Source organism: Sessilibacter corallicola, from assembly GCF_021290925.1.
GTDB classification, from domain to species: Bacteria; Pseudomonadota; Gammaproteobacteria; order Pseudomonadales; family Cellvibrionaceae; genus Sessilibacter; species Sessilibacter corallicola.
In genome coordinates this window covers 1,715,344-1,732,562 of record NZ_JAJSLX010000001.1, presented here as the reverse complement: position 1 = coordinate 1,732,562, position 17,219 = coordinate 1,715,344, and the positions used below count along the sequence as shown (strand labels likewise).

Below are 17,219 nucleotides of genomic sequence, written 5' to 3'. Positions count from 1 at the left end.
TTTCTGAGCTAAGTATCACTCATGCTTGAACCACTTTTAACAACAAAACCTTAGCTAACCGGCCCAAATTCGGCCAGAGCCTGATAAAAGGTAAAACTTACTTCACAGCCAATTAACATTAATAACAACGCCAGAACCGCCGTGGGTGGCAATTTTGCGCACAAATAAGCACCTACTGGCGCGCCAATCACAACGATTGGAATGGCAGCGTGAACATAAGAGGCAACCTCTGGCGTCATTACCTGCATGCCCCAAACATGAATAAGAGTTGAGACAAGTGACACGCTGGCCATCACAATCACGGACGTCGCCGTGGCACATTTAACGTCTTTGCGTAACAAAACAACCAACACAATAAACAACAAAATATCAGCGCCAGAACCAATAATGCCGCTGATCATTCCTCCCAAAAAACTGCCGACGATAATCAACCGTCGATCACGAATTTGAGAAGCTTTGATATCGGTTTTATCGGATGAAAAACGATGGCTTTTTAGCCACACTAACACCACCGCAAAACTCAGTAATAACAAACTGAAAATAAACTTAGTCAGTGAGCGCGACAAAAACTCACTGATCCACAAAATGCTGACAATAACACCGGGGATCGCCGCAGAAATCGACAATTTCGCCGCATTTACAAAAAATGGCAGGCGTTGGCTCAGAATGGTCAAACTCGCTGCGGTCATGCCAAAGCTCTGAATGGCGAGCGAAAATAATTTGGCGTCATAGGGTTCAATGTGCAGCGCTTTAGTCAGCACTGGAAACGCCACCGCGCCACCGCCAAGTGCCGTAGCACCAGCGACAAACGAACCGACCACCATCGTCAGCGATATTTCGATGTGCTCACGCAAATTTTCAACAGCCCAAACCGGGCTGTTGTAGGTAAGCCAAAAAATAAAGGCGCCTATGGGAAATAAAATATAGGCTTTGCTGAGCAACCATCGAAATAACGTGCAGCCATAATCATAGGCTGCACTACCCAGGGCTAGCATGAGACGCTTACCGCCGCTTGGTCCAACTGCCGTAATTGTCGCTTTAACACTTTACCGGTAACACCTTCAGGCGCGTATTGGCTGTCGTTATCCATCACCGACAACGAAAACAGCGACGCTTTGCCATTTTCTGCAAGCCAATCATTGACCCGATCTAGCAGCTGCAAAAGCGCGCTTTCATCGCGTGTGTATTCCACCAAATCAACGCGAATTGACGCCCGAGTTTGACCACTGGAGTCGGTATCGGCGTAAACTGAACAATCGAAAATTTCATTGAATTTCTTCATGATCAGCTCTTCGGTCTGCAAGCTATAAACAACGCCCGCTTCGGTGTTGATTGCATCGGTAATTCGATCGACGTGATAAAAACGACCCTGGCTGTCGCGATAAACCAGATCACCCGTTATCCAGTAACCTTTGCAGCGGAATTTCTCCGTTAAACCGGTACTGTTCCAGTAACCGGGGGTTAACGACGGCGATTTAATTCCGAGCTTACCCACGGTTCCGACACCCAAGCGATTGCCGTAATCATCCAACACCTGAGCATCCACCCAAGGCTGAGGTTTGCCTACGCAACGGTCGTAGTTTTTCTTGTCTTTGTGGTGCAGCGTTGTAAACAACGATGATCCCATCTCTGACGATCCCAAACCGTCGATGTAAAACGACCCCGGCACTTCGGTATTGCCTTCTAAATGCCGGCCCCAGCGAGTGATTTCACGCACGTGCCGTTCGTGCGCCGCATCACCCGTACTGCGCCAGTAATACACGCTCGGCATGCGCGTGGGTTCCAGCTCAGCACGAACCATTTCGACAAATATTTTCGGAAAGGCAATCACAAAATCCGCTTCAAAGTTTTCGATGGCCCGAGCCATTGCTTGCGGCGATTTATCGCTTTGAACCCAAACCGGACAGCCTCGCAAAGTTGCTTCCATTAAATAGGCAATACCGGAGTTATGAGAATGCGGCAACGCGGTAAAGTAATGCTCAATGTTCGGCGTTGGGTTCTCCAAGCGGTATTTCACCCCGTGTAAATACGCCTGGTGAGCCGCAGTTACCGCTTTTGGAATGCCAGTGGTACCGGATGTGTGAGTGATTAATACCGGGTCTTTTTCATAATGCTCAAATGGAAAGACCTTGGGTAATTCCAATTCCATTGCTTGTGAACACAGCTCAGTTAAGTTCAGCAACTTGGGTTGAAAATTTAATTTCTCCAACTCCGATTGCGTTTCAAGCAAACGTTCATCCGCCGATAAAAACGCAACCGCCTGGACGCGCTCAATAAAACCCGCCGCTGTGTGCGGGGGTAATTTACTGTTTAATAACGCCGGTACAGCACCGATACTGGTGAGAGCCACGTAGTGAATAAAATAATCAATCGTGTCGTCGAGAAAAATCGCAACAACATCTTTTTCACAAACGCCCTCGCGATGATAAAACGACGACCATTGGCTGGTTAACTTTGACAAGCTCGACAACGAAAACGCACTGTAACTGGATTTATTAAAACCTGTTACCGGTTGTTGTAAAAACAAATATTCTTTTTCAGGATTAGGGTTGACGGCTAACGCCTGAAATAAAAAATTACCGGCGCCGAGCGTTCGATCCGACACAAGATTATCGATTATGTGTTGGGGCAGACGAGTCATACGTATTCCTCCCTCGATTACACCGTTAATAATTAAGCCGGAAGCGTTTCCATCGAATTTTCTCGACTGGCCGATTCGGCGCATTTTTCCATGTTGAAACGTAATTTCTGTAGGAATACATCCTTATTAGGATTTTGAAAGACATTACGGCCAACACACAATCCGCCCGCACCACAAGAAACACCAGCAATGGTTTTATTGATAAAGTCTTGCTCGGAGGTTAAATCGCCGCCGGCGAAAAAAACCTGGGGCTTATCGTTAAATCCGGCCATCAAGGATTCAATCTCGATAATGCTGCTCGGAAACGCCACCTTTAACGCATCGCAACCGAGTTCCACAGCCGCGCGCATAATCGAGCGCATTCGCGGCAGTTTTTCTTCTTTCGGTACATCGACTTTATCGTAAAGCATTGCCAAGACCGGCAAGCCACGTCGATGCGCCTGCTCGGTCAGTTGCGCAATCAGTTTTAAATTGTGACTGGTATTGAGTTCCGTAAAATTCACTTGGAATGAGATGCCGTCAGCACCCAGTGCTTGAGCGTGATCAACGGAAGTTAATAATTCCTTGGTATCTAAATCTGTTGATACACAAGACATACCATTTAAATGCAGAATAATTCCGGTGGTAGAATTTAAGGCATTATTAACGGCTAACTTTTCCAATAATCCGCGATGCAAAATTACAGCACTGATATTTTGGTTAGAAATCCACTGACCGATTTCTCGGTCGGTTTCTATTCCAGCCATCGGCCCAAAGGTTAGCCCGTGATCGATAGGAATAATGGTTCCAAAGTTTTCGTTTGGAAAATAAAATCGCTTTTGCCGCAGTATTTTACCGATGTAGCTCATATCTTCTCCTTGTTGTTATCGTTATTTTTCAATGATGCTCTCATCGATTTTAATACCCACGTGGCGGCCACTTTCGGTGGTGTAACCCAATACTTTGTCGCCCGGTTGTAGGTGAGAAATATTCAACGGCTTACCGTCACCGGAGAAAATGCGCACATGCCAGTCGTCCTGCATGATTACGTTGATTTCTTCACCGCCTGGGAAAACCACCTCAATCAAACGCAACGGACGCTGTTCTATCTTCATGCGGCCTACCGGAGCTGTGCGCACGCGACCTTTGGAGTTCACCAACATCACGCTAGAACCGGCTTTTAGTTCCGACATGTAATCGGTGCGATCATTAACGTTGTACACGTAACTGTGGACAGCGCCTGCGTTCACGCGAAATGGTCGCAATTCCATGTACGGCAAAAAGTACACTTCTGGGCAACACAAAATACCGCCACCAGAGGTAGAGCCCACCAACATACCTTCATCGTCATCAAACAAAGTGCCGGTATCAATGCAGGCGCGATAACCCATACCAACGGGGTAAGTTGCTTTAACAGTACCAACTTGCAACGGCAATTCTGGGTGCTGCTTATTGGCTAGGCGATTAACAAAGTTATCGAGTGTTTCATGATTGGTCGGTGAGAAAATCACACCTTCAGCGCCGTATTCCATAACACCCAGGGTCACGATAGCGTCGTCTACGTCCGCAGAATCTGCGATGTTTTTCATCAGAATCGTATTGGTTTTCTGCAATGAGGCAATAACCAATTCGAGAGGAATATTGGTAGGGTCTTTAAAGAGAATGGTTAGATAATCCGCCTTCAAACCGTCATAGATTGAACTGTGTAAGCTTTCTTGATCATCGACGTAACATTCATAACACGTGGTTAACGATTCTTCTTTTAAGGTGATTAATGTATCGATATCGTTGTAAGCGACAATAAGACGTTTTGATTTATCTTTTTTGAAACGCGTTGCTGTTTTAGATTTTTTAAATTCTGCCAACTCTTCTTTTGAATTCAAACGCAAGATAATTAACATACGTGTTGGAACAGTATCGATAAACGCATCAATGTTATTTAAGTACAAGACAATACCGCTGTACTCCAAATTAATAATTCTTGCGTAGATTTCGTCGTTAGGTGTATTGGTTTTTAATACCGCGGTATCAAACCAAACCACTGGACCATTCAAATCATCACGTTTCGATTTGAGTTGTTTTTCGATATTTGAAAGCTTAACCGCCGTACGATTACGAAGGTTTGCATCGGTCATGTAAGATTCAGTTTCGCTTTTGTCCGCTACGACTGCATTTTTCTTTTCTAGTTCTGGCTCAACAACAGTAGTCATAATAATTTCTCTGAAATAAGTAAAGTAAGTAAACTCACCTCCCTTATTGCAACTGACTTGCCAGAATTAAAAATTCAGTAAAAATTTAACAACAATGAAAATAATTAATCAAAAAATACGACACACAGACCTAACAACAAGCAACCCCACAATAAAACAAAACACTTTTTTAGAAATAAAAATCAAAAGCATCATCGCACACTTTAGAACAGCCCAAAAACAACCACCCCACGTAAGAAAACAGATACGATACGAATTATTTTTAAAACATTAAAATCAGACTGAAAAAAAACAATGAAAATAGCAATAGAAAAACACAATACAAACTAATCAGATCAAGAAAATCTTATAATAATAAAGATATGAAGAGAAAGAGAGAAAGAAAGAAAGAAAAGGTAAAACACAAAGAGAAGATAACGATAGATAACTTGAAGCTTACCAGCAAAAAAGGCCAGCAAGCTCCAAGCTCAAAAAGCCAAACTTTATTAATTAAACTACATCTTGGCTTAGCTGATTGCTCACCTTAGCAACCACGGAATGCGCCCACTCTATGCCCGCGCCAACAGGGTCCATAACCTCACAGGCATCCAACTTGAAACATTCCAAAATAGGATCACTACCGCTTTGAATGAATACATCATGAAATAATTCACCCGCACGACAATAGGTCGTTGTAAAACTGGTATCGCCTAACGCCAAGACAGAAAATTGAGTCTCTGTTAAACGTTGATTATTTTTATTTTGAAATAACTCTTGGTAAAAACCATCAATATTATCGGGAAAGTTACCTGCACCCGTTGTTGATGTGACTACTAGAACCAGGTCGTAATTGGGTATTTTTGTATAAACGTCTGAGGAATCGGATAATTCCGTTTGAAAATCTTTTTCCGTTAATTCTCTTACGATTTCTTCAGCGACAATGGCTGCTGTACCGGAAACAGAGCCATACACAACCAGTACACTAGACATAGAATTTATCCTCTTTTCACTCTGTCATTACTTCAGTTGTTAAGCCATACTTTCTGCGTTTAATGTAGAAATTATTTCTACTTAACTTCATTCCTTCATAGACTTCGGTCAGATTACCCGCATCTTGGATGGCATTGCGTAAAATAAAACTTTCAATTGTCTCGATAGCCGTATTCAACGGAATGTATAAACCAATGGCTTGGGTAACCGCGTCTAATACTTCAACATAATGATCGTAATCGCAGGAATTCTTAGCTCTCGGTGCAAACATACTTTTGTAAGAAGGAAAGCGATCAACATTCAAATGACCGTCACACAACGCTACCCAAGCCGATAGCACTTGAAATAGCTGACGAATATTGCCCTGCCAATAATAGCTTTCGCAAATATCAACAAGTTGTTGTTTCTCTTGATCTAACAATTCCACCTTATTCTGTCGGGTAAAAATATCAATAAATTTTGGGATATCTTCTTTACGCTCCCGCAAAGGTGGCAATTTAACTTCCACACCCAATAAACGAGATCGCAAATCAATAATGAAATTACCTTTTTCAACTTCTTCATCCAAATCTTTCGTCGTTGCTGCAATGACTTGAAAATTCGAATAACACGTTTTCACATCCCCTAAGCGATTGTAACTGCCATCATTCAACACTCGTAACATTCGCTGTTGAACTTCGTAGGATAACGCCTGAATTTCATCAAGAAATAAGATACCGCCATGCGCTGCTGCCACTAAACCTTCGGTACTTTTATCAGCGCCAGAAAATGCACCTCTGACATGACCAAACAGTATAGAAGCTGCCAAATCATTATTAATATTCGCGCAATTAACAGAAATAAAAGGAATATTTGATTCAAGTACGCATCGACGTTTATGTACTATTTTTGCAAACTCTTCTTTGCCAGTGCCTGTTTCACCATAAATCACACTGGGCAACTTTTTATTTTTTGCCAAAATTGTCGCCAGACCACATACATCATCACTTAAAACAATATCGTCTAAACCTACCGAATTCAGTGGTAAGTGAACAGTCATAACTCCCCCATACGAAAAAACCCAATGAAAAACACTGGGTTTTAGTTGGTTAGCTAACTGGCAACTTGGTAATTACCAGCCTCGATACCAAAAGTAACCATAAGTCGATTCCAACTATTAATAGAAGTAATCACCAGGGTTAAATTGGCGATGTCATTTTTGTCGAAAAATTTAAGTAATGTATTAAATTTTTCGTCTATCTCCGCTTTTTCAACGGTGGTAACAGTTTCCACCCAATCAAGTACTGCGCGTTCTTTATCAGAATAGTAATTCGTTTCACGCCAACAGCTTAAAGAATACAAACGTTGCAAACTTTCACCCGCAGCGCCGGCTTCTTTGTAATGCATATCAACACAATAAGCACAGCCATTAATTTGAGACGCACGCAATCTCACAAGTTCTAATAATTTATAATCGATGTTCGTGGATTGAATATATTCCTCCACGTTCATCATTGCATCAAACAAGCCTTTGGGAATATCTGCGAAGCCAATACGTTCCATAATATTTTTCCTAGTGAAATTTTATAGTTAAAAACCGGGTAACAATTACAAAATTAATAATAACGACCTTGTCATCCATCCTGCAATGACACTGTATGCAAAATAATATTTCATAAAATACAATTTTAAATTACAGAACGTTGTGAAATGACATCCTAGATTGTTATATATAAGCCAGACTTATATCACCGCTACGGTGATATGCACTTTATATATAAAATGATAGAAGCTAGTTCTCTCAAAAATGTCGTAGGAATCAAGACCAATGACATTATTAAAAATTCAATCTGATACCTGGAAAAATTTAAAATAAAAATAAGAACTCAGCTTTACTTAGACACACCCTTTTACATCGGCGATTTTATAGTTATTAATTCTAAGAGAGCCATCGAGAATACAAGCGTATTACGAAATACAACACTGTCTTAATTAACAGCATTAAATAAAATACAACTCAATTCACACAAGCTTTGATCAATCACAAAAAATTATTATTCGAGTGCCTTCAATTAATCCAAGAATTACTCAAAGGTGCTTCTATTATATGACAAAGAAAAATTAAGTACCGTGAACAGTACGCATTCATAGACGCATGAATGCGTACTGTTCACAATAAATTTTACGAATTATTCAGACAGTGTTGCGGCAACGCCAAGGTTTTTAGGTTGCTCACGGTAGCTTTCTTCCGTATTACCTGAAAACCTTTTCGTATAACCGTAATCGGTGATCGCAAAAATACACAGATCTTCGGAACCGGTATTTTCGGTGTGATGAGCAATCCATCTTGGCACGTAGGCCACTGAACCGGCAGAGACTGGAATTTCTTTATCTCCGACAATCACCTTACCTTCACCACGCTCAACAAAAAACACTGACTCGTGTGCATGAAGATGATGTTCATTGCGTCCACCTTGTGGAATACGGATGTATCTTGGATCGAGGACAGACGCACTGACATTAAAACGCTGCACTTGAAAATTCTTGTCTCCTTCGGAATTTTTATACAGTATTTGCGCTTCATTCACGTCATCTAAGCAGCGATGATTTCTGGATTTAAAACCATCGATTGATAAAACCTCAGAGTTTAGACTTTTCACTTTATTATTAATGATATCTTCGTAAATATTATCGTAGAACTCAGAGCGCAGTGTTAATGCGTGATCCACAGCATCCCAACAGTCTGCTTGCCAACGCTCGACCGAATCGTACTGATCCAAATAATCTACCGCAATATCGATTAGTGTATCTGCATGACCATCATCACACTCTACGTGCAGCGAGAAAAATTTATAAATATCCTCTGGCATCTCAACGGCTTTAAAGTTTTTTATGTAGGTCGAATACAGTCTCGGTACAATCATTTCAGTACCAAACCCTATAAATGCACACGCCTGCGCTGGGCTGCAATTGGACAAGTATTTCAAGCAAGAGTCCGCATAATATTTCGCATAACTTCGTGAATCTTTTTGACCTAGTGATACATCAATGGCTATATCTTTCAAAAAGTCGTTATACATACGGGCATGGTTATTCTCAATATCTCCCTCACCCGCTTCTTCCCACAAATTTTCTACAATTTGTGCTCTGTGTTCAGGATTATCTAACCGAGATGTGACTAGCGATAATAACTTTGTAAAATTTTTCGAGTAACTGATATGTTGTGAAAAGAAATACTGAATTTCATCAATGCTTAGCTTACCGGCCTCAAACATTTTTAAGATATTTACTTGCCAAAAACTATGCTCGTTCGTCTTATCTACTAATTGCTGTACATTGTTGGTTTGTACCATGTTGGCCTCTTCGTATAGTATGTAAAGTATTTTAGATAATAATTTTGAAATTTAATCAACGTCCAAAATATGTAATCGAAGTAGAAAAATTTATGCCAAACAATTCAACCATGAAGAATTTTATTTTTTATCTTCTCTAGCTGGACAACCACAATATTGAGACTACCTTTAAATTAATCCATCAAGCCTTCCTCGCTATTTAATCGATTGCAATTTAATACCACTCTGTATTTATGCCAAAACGGCCTGTATCAAATTATAAACCTACCCTAATAAAAAACGTTTTCTCTCAAGCTTATTTGTAAAACATAGGCACGTATTTACGTATTTTTTCACTGGCATCTCAGTTGCATATTCACGTAAAACCCAAAATTAATTTTATGTGGAAACTTGCTATGGATTTTCTGAGCAGAACAACTCGACTCGTCCGTTTTTTTCATCCCGACAAACGCTTGGACTTTTTACCCGGAAAAATTTCGGATGAAGCACTCGCCAGTTTTTTTGAAGCAAACTTAGAAGAATTCTCTGCGATCAAAGATGGTTTCAAAAAAAACGTCTGTTTAGCAGCCAAGCAGCTCACCGAAAAACCAAACATTGTTACAATCTTGCAACAATTGCCGTTAGAAAATGGAAACACCGTTGCCGTGGTTGGCGACAGCTTGTCTGACGATTATCAATCGTGGTTTGAAATATTGACTGTTGCCTACAAAGAAGTGACGGGAAAAACTGTAAACTGGATTAATCTGGCCCATTCCGGCGATACCTCAATGCAAACCTTTGCGAGCCTCGGCAAGGTAAAACAATTACAACCGGATTTAACCTTTTGTTTTATCGGCACTAACGATTCTCGAATTCACGCTAACTGCTCAAAACACTGCACAAGCCTGAGCGAATCTTTCGAAAACTTAAAAGCATTGAAATTATCGTGCGAACACTACACCAAAGGTTCCGTTATTTTTCTTCCACCTGTAGGTGTTGATGAAGACAGGATTTCTAACGACTGGTTGCTTACGGCTATGAATGCCAAGTGGGATAACGCTCACCTTAAATCTCTCGGGGATTTTATTGTCGACGAATTGTCTCCGGTTATTGACATTCGATCTATTTTTAACGGACCCAACGCAGGCGATATGTTTTTAGAAGATGGCTTGCATTGGTCACTGGATGGTCAGTTAAACGTGGCTGAGAAAGTTATTCTTAACTTAGGAAAGCTAGTACGATGATTTCGATACAACCACACACATCGGATTGTATTGAAAGCACGGCTCAGCTTTTTGATGAGTATCGTGTTTTTTATCAGCAACCATCAAACCTTACAGCAGCCGAGCAATTTATTCGCGATCGCACCACTCTTAATGATTCTATTATTTACCTCGCGGTTATTGACAAGAAAGCTGTCGGTTTTTTGCAGATCTACCCAACTTTCTCTTCGATTCAGATGGGCCCGGTTTGGTTGATTAATGATTTATTCGTTTCTAAAAGTAGTCGCGAATCGGGTATCGGCTCTGCGTTAATTCAACACGCTTTGAGCCAGGCACAATTGAAACAAATCAAGGCGGTTCGAATCTCCACAGAAAATATCAATCAATCCGCTCAACGCTTGTATCGGAAACACGATTTCATCGAAGACACCAAATTTATCCATTTCAACTTTTTTACTCAGTGAATACATAATGGCTAAACACACTATTGAAGTAATTAATAAACTACTAACTCACGGACTGCTTGCGCCGTCTTCTTTTAATTTGCAACATTGGCGCTTTCACGTTGTTGAAAACCCAGAAAAAGTCAGTCATTTATTCAGTGAATGCGACTGGAAAACAACGTCAGTGCAAGCACCACCGGAATCGGCAATTATTATTTCCGGCGATTACTCTGCTTGGGAAAATGCGCCTGAATACGCAAAACACCTAGATCCAGATTTTCAAGCGTTGTCTCTGAAAAAAGCAACAGCGGTTTACGGTACTAATCATCGTACTCAGCTCGATGAAGCCGCACGATCCTGTGGGTTCTTTTTGACCAATATTATTTTTTCAGCCCTTGAAGACAATATTGGTGTCTCTGTGGCCTCGCCAAATAATCTTGCGGCCATTATATCTGAATTAAACCTCAACGAGGCCACCGTACCTCTGTGCTGTGTCTATTTGTATTCCGATGCAACTGCCGAGTTAAGCATGCCACTCAATCCTTCGCACTTAGACACTATGCTAGCCAACGATCAATGGTAATTTTATGAAAGACTTATTATTTACGCGTTTTCATCAAGCCATCAACGATAGACGAGCCATCAAACATTTTCAGCCGGATTTTAAAATTGATTCACAACTACTCAGTGAAATACTCACGATGGGTTTTCGCGTTCCAACTCCCGGTGGCTGTAATCCGTTTCGAATTTTAAAAATTGAAGACAACACTGAGTTGCGCACTCAATTGCGCGAAATTGGTTTTGATCAACCGCAGTTTACCAACGCCAGTACATTACTGTTTGTGTCTATCGATATGAATGTGCTTGCCAGTGCGTATTCCGATCAAGATGTGACCGACGAGATACTGCGCAATAACGCCATGATTCTCGGCGGCGTATTTTCTCAAGCGGTGATGCTTGCGGCTGCCGCAAGAGGTTTAGACAGCTGCCCGCTTATCGGTTTTAAATTTCAGCCAGCAGGCGAGCTTCTCAATAAACCCGACCATCAGGTTATTACCAATCTGGTCACGTTAGGAAAACGAGCAAAACGTCCACTTGCGCGCGGCTCGAAAATACCTTTGGACGAATTAACCGTTTATTTGTAGCCCAATTACGTCTAGCCAATTACCAATAGCTCCTAATCAATAGCCTGAGACTAACTCATTATGGATCTCTCAAATGTGTTGTTCTACCAACACACGCCTAGCAGCTCGCCGGTTTCTGAGGCGTTATCCTATTCGGATAATTGTTCGACAATCTCTTTAGCACTGGCAGCGGCTAAGGCGTTCGAGCAATTTACCGGCGACCTGCCTTCGCAACTGTTGATACGCGATAACACACACGACTCTCAAGTGTCGATCTATCTGTGTCACTGGCAGGATCACGAGGTCAGCATTCGCAAATACCACGGGATAAGTAACGACGCAGATATTGCGGTAAACACGCAATACCGCTATCCACTCGTTATCGGTGAGACGACACTGAATGAGCCGCTGAGTGACTGTGCAAGTCTGACTTTGCACGACGGTAATCTGCGATTTGAGTTTGATTCTTCACGTTTATTACCGTCAGGAGTGCGCATTTTCCTAGACGGTATCAGGCAATTGATTCCTTTATTTGAGCTGCAATCAAATACGTCTGAGGCTGGAGCCTGGGTCTATACGATCAAAAACAACGGTGATCATGACGGTAACTGTCTGGATTACCACGAGCTTCAGAACCGTTTGTTTCCATATAAACCTGGCGAGAACACCACGCCGCTTTTTCAACAGTTGCTAACTGCCATTGAAGCAAATCGCGATAAAATCGCCATCATAGACAATGCGAAAAACCATTCTTTTGGCGACCTGTGTGTAGAGATTTACTTCTGCTGCCAAATGTTACGCCAACACAATATTACAGCGGGTGATGCTGTTGGTGTTGCTATTGATCGGGGCCGCAATCTGTTTGTGCTTATGGCGGCGTGCGCGGCACTGAATTTAGTGTACGTTCCCATCGATAACACATTGACGCACACTGAAATACAAAGACGAATAGAACAGATCCAACCCAAAATATTTTTTACCGATGATCTACTCAGCGCCCCAGTGGCTGACGAAGTGGTCGTCATCAGTGCCGAGTTTAACTTTTGCCAAAATAAACACTGCCACTACGACGATGCGCTAAGTTCACTCTGGCAAATAGCCGATTCTGGAAATTCGACTCAGCAGCTACTGTCCCCTTTCACGGTATTATTTACTTCCGGCAGTACCGGCCAGGCAAAGGCTGTTGTTCACCACCAGCAATCGTTTATCAATCGTTTTACTTGGATGTGGCAACAAGCCCCCTTCGAACCGCATGATCTACTCGGTCAGCGAACCGATATCGGTTTTGGTCCTCACCTGTGGGAATATTGGGGGCCGCTTTTACAAGGCGTCACCATTGCTGTTATTGAGCGCGCGGTATTTTCAGACCCGAGCGCCTTGGCAAATTGCGTTTATCAGCATCAAATAACACGATTATCGTTTGTCCCTTCTCAACTCAAATACATTTTCGCTTCATTGGATTCTGCACAAGTTAGTGAGAAGCTCACCTCATTGTCGCTGTTGAGCTTTGCCGGTGAGCCGCTTTCAATCACCGATTACAATCACTTGAAATGCTTGATGCCGAATACGACATTCTTCTCCGATTTTGGCACCACAGAAACCAACACATTATTTTTCGAACGCTTACATTTCAAAACCCCGAACAGTGCCCAATTAAATCGCCTCGGCCAACCCAACCCCACGGTAGACATTCGCATCGTTGATAACAACGGAAATGCGTGCGCACCGTTCCAACCTGGATTTCTAAGTGTGCGCGGAGAGTCTTTAGCACTGGGCTATCTGAATAAGGGAATCGTGCCTTTGGCACAAGCCGCTGACTATTATCCCACGGGTGATCGCGTATTTTTCGACGATGGGGGTTTTATTGTTAATTTAGGCCGCAATGACGATCAGATAAAAACGCGCGGCATTCGTATTAATTTATCGGGTCTTAGCACGCGGTTATCACAACTGTTACCAACGGTAGAATTTCGATTACTGATCAGAGAAACCCAATCTCAAGAAAAACAAATCTTTTTTGTTTACTCCAGTTCGCAATACACGCCTATTGATTTACAGAGAATAACGTCTCAAAAATTACCGCTAAACCAGAGGCCAACATTCTTTTATCAAGTTGATCATTTACCGCTGTTACCGAACGGAAAACTAGATCGCCAAACAATACTCACTTCGATACAGCAGCAAGATAACGATCTTGGCAATACTTTATCGGATCAGCTTCTAAAAACATTTCGTCAACTGACTGAATTACCGCTCAGCCATGAGCTTGCCATGCATTCTGATTTTGCAGAGCTGGGCATTCACTCTCTGCAAATGGTGGAATTGTTATCTCAAATAAACACACAGTTCAACCTAGAACTGAGTCCAACTGACCTGCTTGAAAATGCTGACTTTAAATCGTTACTGTCGTTGATTGAACAACAAACAGAAAATACTCCAAACCTAAATAATTCAAATAAAGTTAATGACCTAGTACAAAAAACGCAGATCCAGGTTAGGGGTGATCTAGAAACGCTATCGAAAACGATCACTAAACGTAAGCAATTAAAAGGAATAAGAAAAAACCGGCCAAAGATTGCTTTGGTAACGGGAAGCACCGGATTTCTTGGACCTTTTTTGATTGAAGATTTACTGAGTAAAAACTTCGACAAAATTTATTGTTTTGTTCGCGCTGAGAACACCATCAGTGCACAACTTAAATTTACGACAAACGCAGCCCGATACCAACTGAGCAACCTAACAGAAAATAGAGGTATCACTTTTATTCCTCTTTCTCACGACTGCGAATTAGAGCCACATTTATTAAATACGTTAAGCGAGATAACTCATATTTATCACACCGCCGCGGACGTAAACCATCTTGCCGATTATTCTGCATTAAGTGACGGCAACAATAAACTGTGGCATTTAATTATTAACATCATTAACCACTCTGAGGTTGAGTCACTGTTATTTACGTCTTCCATTGCGGCCTGTCGCTTTTCATCGGGTGAGACTCATTCACCAGAAACCTTGCACGACCAACCCGAAGAAATTTCCAGTGGCTACGGAATCAGTAAATGGTTGGGTGAACAGCTTTGTCATAACATCCATCAACGCACAGGAATCTCAACCTCCATCATTAGAGCAGGAGAAATTACTGCACACAATGATACCGGTACTGGCAGAACGGACGACATCATTCACAACCTATTAATTTTATTTACCCTGGTTGGTGTGTGCCCGTCGCGTAATAATTTGGAAAACCTGTTTTTCGACGCCGTGCCAATTAATGTTGCAACGAAATTTATAACACAATCTTCTTCTCGAACTACGTTTGCAGTTTCCCACTTGTTACCTTACGAAGCTCTATCACTAGCAGACACGCTCCAGTTTCTAGGCGTAACTTCTGATAACAACCTTTCGCGCAACAGTTGGTTCGAGAAAATACATCAAGCGGCTGAGCACCACAAAAATAATTTATTGTCTGGCATCAGCCTTTTTACCGACTCAAGCCGAGGAAAACCGCTCTGGTTTGATTACTTTTTAAAAATATCGTTAAACCGAAATTCTTCATTAAACGATATTGCGTTTTCCTCACACAGCTTTCAATCAGTTAAACAACGGGCCGATGTTATGCGAGCACGCAAATGTGCAAGCAGCGAGTCCGTAACGACGGAGAATCCATGTGACTAAGCAAGTATCCCAGTACGAACAATCTAAGTACGATGTAACTATTATGGGCGGCGGTATGGCCGGCGCGACCTTAGCCCTACAACTCAAAAAATCGAACAGCGAACTGTCTATCGCAGTGATTGATGCCAATGAGTTTCCCGTGCCAGAAGCTAAATTTAAAATCGGTGAATCCACTGTTGATATCGCTGGGCACTACTTACGTAACGTGTTGGAATTAAAAGATCACCTTGAAAATCAACAACTACCCAAATACGGGTTACGCTTTTTTTTGCCTAACGGCGATAACTCCGACATCAGCCAGCGCGTGGAAATTGGCAATTGTAAACGTCCAAACTCAAAGAGTTATCAGATTGATCGAGGCCTCTTCGAAAATTTTTTACACGATACCTTACTCGAAAATAACGTCGACTTTTTCGATTCCAGTTTTGTCGAGACTATTTCGGTGGCTAACAACGAAGACAATCACCAAGTTGTTGTAAGTACCAAAGAAAACAAAACAACGGAATTTTCCAGTCGCTGGTTAATTGACGCGAGTGGTCAGGCGCAATTGTTAAAAAACCAATTGGAATTACATGAGACCGTACAAACCGATCATTTTTCGGTGTGGTTTCGAGTGTCTGAAAAAGTATTAATCAATGAGCTTAGCGACGAACCCGAGTGGTTAAACCGAGTATCGGAAGCTGCACGGGATTTATGCACCAATCATTTGCTGGGTGAAGGTTATTGGATTTGGATTATTCCGTTACAAAATGGCAACACCAGTATTGGTATTGTTGCCGACGCTAAAATCCACTCCCCCAAAGATATGCTCTCACTACCAAAAGCGTTAGAGTGGATTTCAGAGAAGGAACCGCAATTGGGTGACCGGTTAAAAAACTGTTCGGCAACTGCGCTCGATTTCAAAAAGATGATTAATTTCAGTCATGGTTGCTCCCAAATTTTCTCTGAAAACCGCTGGGCAATCACCGGCATTGCTGGCTTATTCTCTGATCCTTTTTATTCGCCAGGTTCGGATTTTATCGCCATAGCCAACACATACATTACCGACTTAATTAATCGCGACTTGGCAAAAGAAGACATCAGTGATCGCTTAATGCGTTACGAAAAAAGCTTTTACCAAGGTTTTCATTTGTTACTCAATACCGTTGACGGTAAATACGGTTTGTTCGCCCACAACCTTGCCACCGCAAGTAAAATCCTGTGGGACGCAACACTTGCGTGGTCGGGTTTAAGTTTGATTTTTTGCAACGACAAACTCACAGACTTCGAGTTGATTGATGCCGTCGGCGAAGATTTATTTGTCATCGGCCAATTGCACTTAACCATGCAACAAGTATTTACGCGTTGGTCTAACACTCTCGAAGACAAAGGCGTCAATCCGTCAATCATTGTCGATGGCACTTTGAATTTTACTCAGCGTTTGCAAAATCGACTGCCGTTGGATTTATCTAACGATGAAATCATTGCCGCCATAAAATCCAACCGCAATGTTTTGTGTACCTTAGCCTGTGAGTTATTCAGCCAAGTTGAGCAGCGCGACATCGAAGATTCCGAAGTGGCGTTGCTGGTTTCGGGTTTTGATTATCAACCCGATATTAAAGATGAATTGCGCGCGTTGCTCTTCCAATAACATTTTAGCTCTAT

General features: G+C 42.0%; 14 protein-coding genes. 6 read left to right on the top strand and 8 right to left on the bottom strand.

Features of this window, described 5'->3' with window-relative positions; all coding sequences use genetic code 11:
- Nucleotides 1-50: 50 nt before the first annotated feature.
- The 8 genes from LU361_RS07285 to LU361_RS07250 form a co-directional block, all read right to left on the bottom strand.
- Nucleotides 51-995, bottom strand: a complete 945-nt coding sequence (locus LU361_RS07285) for a sulfite exporter TauE/SafE family protein (protein ID WP_233088161.1) — start codon at nucleotides 993-995, stop codon at nucleotides 51-53.
- Entirely contained in the window at nucleotides 989-2,641 is a 1,653-nt protein-coding gene (locus LU361_RS07280; RefSeq protein WP_233088160.1) for a class I adenylate-forming enzyme family protein, read from the bottom strand. Before LU361_RS07280 ends, LU361_RS07285 begins: the two co-directional genes overlap by 7 nt.
- A 32-nt stretch (nucleotides 2,642-2,673) precedes the next feature.
- Nucleotides 2,674-3,489, bottom strand: coding sequence for a class I fructose-bisphosphate aldolase (locus LU361_RS07275; protein ID WP_233088159.1), 816 nt, complete (start codon nucleotides 3,487-3,489; stop codon nucleotides 2,674-2,676).
- Between the two features lie 21 nt (nucleotides 3,490-3,510).
- Complete coding sequence (locus tag LU361_RS07270; protein ID WP_233088158.1) at nucleotides 3,511-4,830, bottom strand: 3-dehydroquinate synthase II domain-containing protein; 1,320 nt, start codon at nucleotides 4,828-4,830, stop codon at nucleotides 3,511-3,513.
- Between the two features lie 489 nt (nucleotides 4,831-5,319).
- Nucleotides 5,320-5,799, bottom strand: a complete 480-nt coding sequence (locus tag LU361_RS07265; RefSeq protein WP_233088157.1) for a flavodoxin domain-containing protein — start codon at nucleotides 5,797-5,799, stop codon at nucleotides 5,320-5,322.
- Nucleotides 5,800-5,815: 16 nt separating this feature from the next.
- On the bottom strand, nucleotides 5,816-6,838 hold the full coding sequence (locus LU361_RS07260) for a sigma 54-interacting transcriptional regulator (RefSeq protein ID WP_233088156.1): 1,023 nt from the start codon (nucleotides 6,836-6,838) through the stop codon (nucleotides 5,816-5,818).
- 53 nt (nucleotides 6,839-6,891) lie between these two features.
- A complete protein-coding gene (locus LU361_RS07255; protein WP_233088155.1) occupies nucleotides 6,892-7,341 on the bottom strand; it encodes a carboxymuconolactone decarboxylase family protein in 450 nt (149 codons plus the stop codon).
- A gap of 626 nt (nucleotides 7,342-7,967) precedes the next feature.
- On the bottom strand, nucleotides 7,968-9,131 hold the full coding sequence (locus LU361_RS07250) for an iron-containing redox enzyme family protein (RefSeq protein ID WP_233088154.1): 1,164 nt from the start codon (nucleotides 9,129-9,131) through the stop codon (nucleotides 7,968-7,970).
- A gap of 395 nt (nucleotides 9,132-9,526) precedes the next feature.
- On the opposite strand from LU361_RS07250, the gene LU361_RS07245 reads away from it, so the two are divergent.
- The 6 genes from LU361_RS07245 to LU361_RS07220 are packed head-to-tail and all read left to right on the top strand — an operon-like array spanning nucleotide 9,527 to nucleotide 17,205.
- On the top strand, nucleotides 9,527-10,354 hold the full coding sequence (locus LU361_RS07245) for an SGNH/GDSL hydrolase family protein (RefSeq protein ID WP_233088153.1): 828 nt from the start codon (nucleotides 9,527-9,529) through the stop codon (nucleotides 10,352-10,354).
- Nucleotides 10,351-10,797, top strand: coding sequence for a GNAT family N-acetyltransferase (locus LU361_RS07240; protein ID WP_233088152.1), 447 nt, complete (start codon nucleotides 10,351-10,353; stop codon nucleotides 10,795-10,797). The genes LU361_RS07245 and LU361_RS07240 overlap by 4 nt, the downstream gene beginning before the upstream one ends.
- A 7-nt stretch (nucleotides 10,798-10,804) precedes the next feature.
- Entirely contained in the window at nucleotides 10,805-11,359 is a 555-nt protein-coding gene (locus tag LU361_RS07235; RefSeq protein WP_233088151.1) for a nitroreductase family protein, read from the top strand.
- A gap of 4 nt (nucleotides 11,360-11,363) precedes the next feature.
- Nucleotides 11,364-11,921, top strand: a complete 558-nt coding sequence (locus LU361_RS07230) for a nitroreductase family protein (protein ID WP_233088150.1) — start codon at nucleotides 11,364-11,366, stop codon at nucleotides 11,919-11,921.
- Between the two features lie 60 nt (nucleotides 11,922-11,981).
- Nucleotides 11,982-15,575 (top strand): AMP-binding protein, encoded by a 3,594-nt coding sequence (locus LU361_RS07225; protein ID WP_233088149.1) that lies wholly within the window; start codon nucleotides 11,982-11,984, stop codon nucleotides 15,573-15,575.
- Entirely contained in the window at nucleotides 15,568-17,205 is a 1,638-nt protein-coding gene (locus LU361_RS07220; protein ID WP_233088148.1) for an NAD(P)/FAD-dependent oxidoreductase, read from the top strand. Before LU361_RS07225 ends, LU361_RS07220 begins: the two co-directional genes overlap by 8 nt.
- Nucleotides 17,206-17,219: the final 14 nt, after the last annotated feature.

Bases quoted from the DNA above. Each gene is read 5' to 3' on its own strand.
- LU361_RS07285 (WP_233088161.1), bottom strand. From the start codon at position 995: ATGCTAGCCCTGGGTAGTGCAGCCTATGATTATGGCTGCACGTTATTT.
- LU361_RS07280 (WP_233088160.1), bottom strand. From the start codon at position 2,641: ATGACTCGTCTGCCCCAACACATAATCGATAATCTTGTGTCGGATCGA.
- LU361_RS07275 (WP_233088159.1), bottom strand. From the start codon at position 3,489: ATGAGCTACATCGGTAAAATACTGCGGCAAAAGCGATTTTATTTTCCA.
- LU361_RS07270 (WP_233088158.1), bottom strand. From the start codon at position 4,830: ATGACTACTGTTGTTGAGCCAGAACTAGAAAAGAAAAATGCAGTCGTA.
- LU361_RS07265 (WP_233088157.1), bottom strand. From the start codon at position 5,799: ATGTCTAGTGTACTGGTTGTGTATGGCTCTGTTTCCGGTACAGCAGCC.
- LU361_RS07260 (WP_233088156.1), bottom strand. From the start codon at position 6,838: ATGACTGTTCACTTACCACTGAATTCGGTAGGTTTAGACGATATTGTT.
- LU361_RS07255 (WP_233088155.1), bottom strand. From the start codon at position 7,341: ATGGAACGTATTGGCTTCGCAGATATTCCCAAAGGCTTGTTTGATGCA.
- LU361_RS07250 (WP_233088154.1), bottom strand. From the start codon at position 9,131: ATGGTACAAACCAACAATGTACAGCAATTAGTAGATAAGACGAACGAG.
- LU361_RS07245 (WP_233088153.1), top strand. From the start codon at position 9,527: ATGGATTTTCTGAGCAGAACAACTCGACTCGTCCGTTTTTTTCATCCC.
- LU361_RS07240 (WP_233088152.1), top strand. From the start codon at position 10,351: ATGATTTCGATACAACCACACACATCGGATTGTATTGAAAGCACGGCT.
- LU361_RS07235 (WP_233088151.1), top strand. From the start codon at position 10,805: ATGGCTAAACACACTATTGAAGTAATTAATAAACTACTAACTCACGGA.
- LU361_RS07230 (WP_233088150.1), top strand. From the start codon at position 11,364: ATGAAAGACTTATTATTTACGCGTTTTCATCAAGCCATCAACGATAGA.
- LU361_RS07225 (WP_233088149.1), top strand. From the start codon at position 11,982: ATGGATCTCTCAAATGTGTTGTTCTACCAACACACGCCTAGCAGCTCG.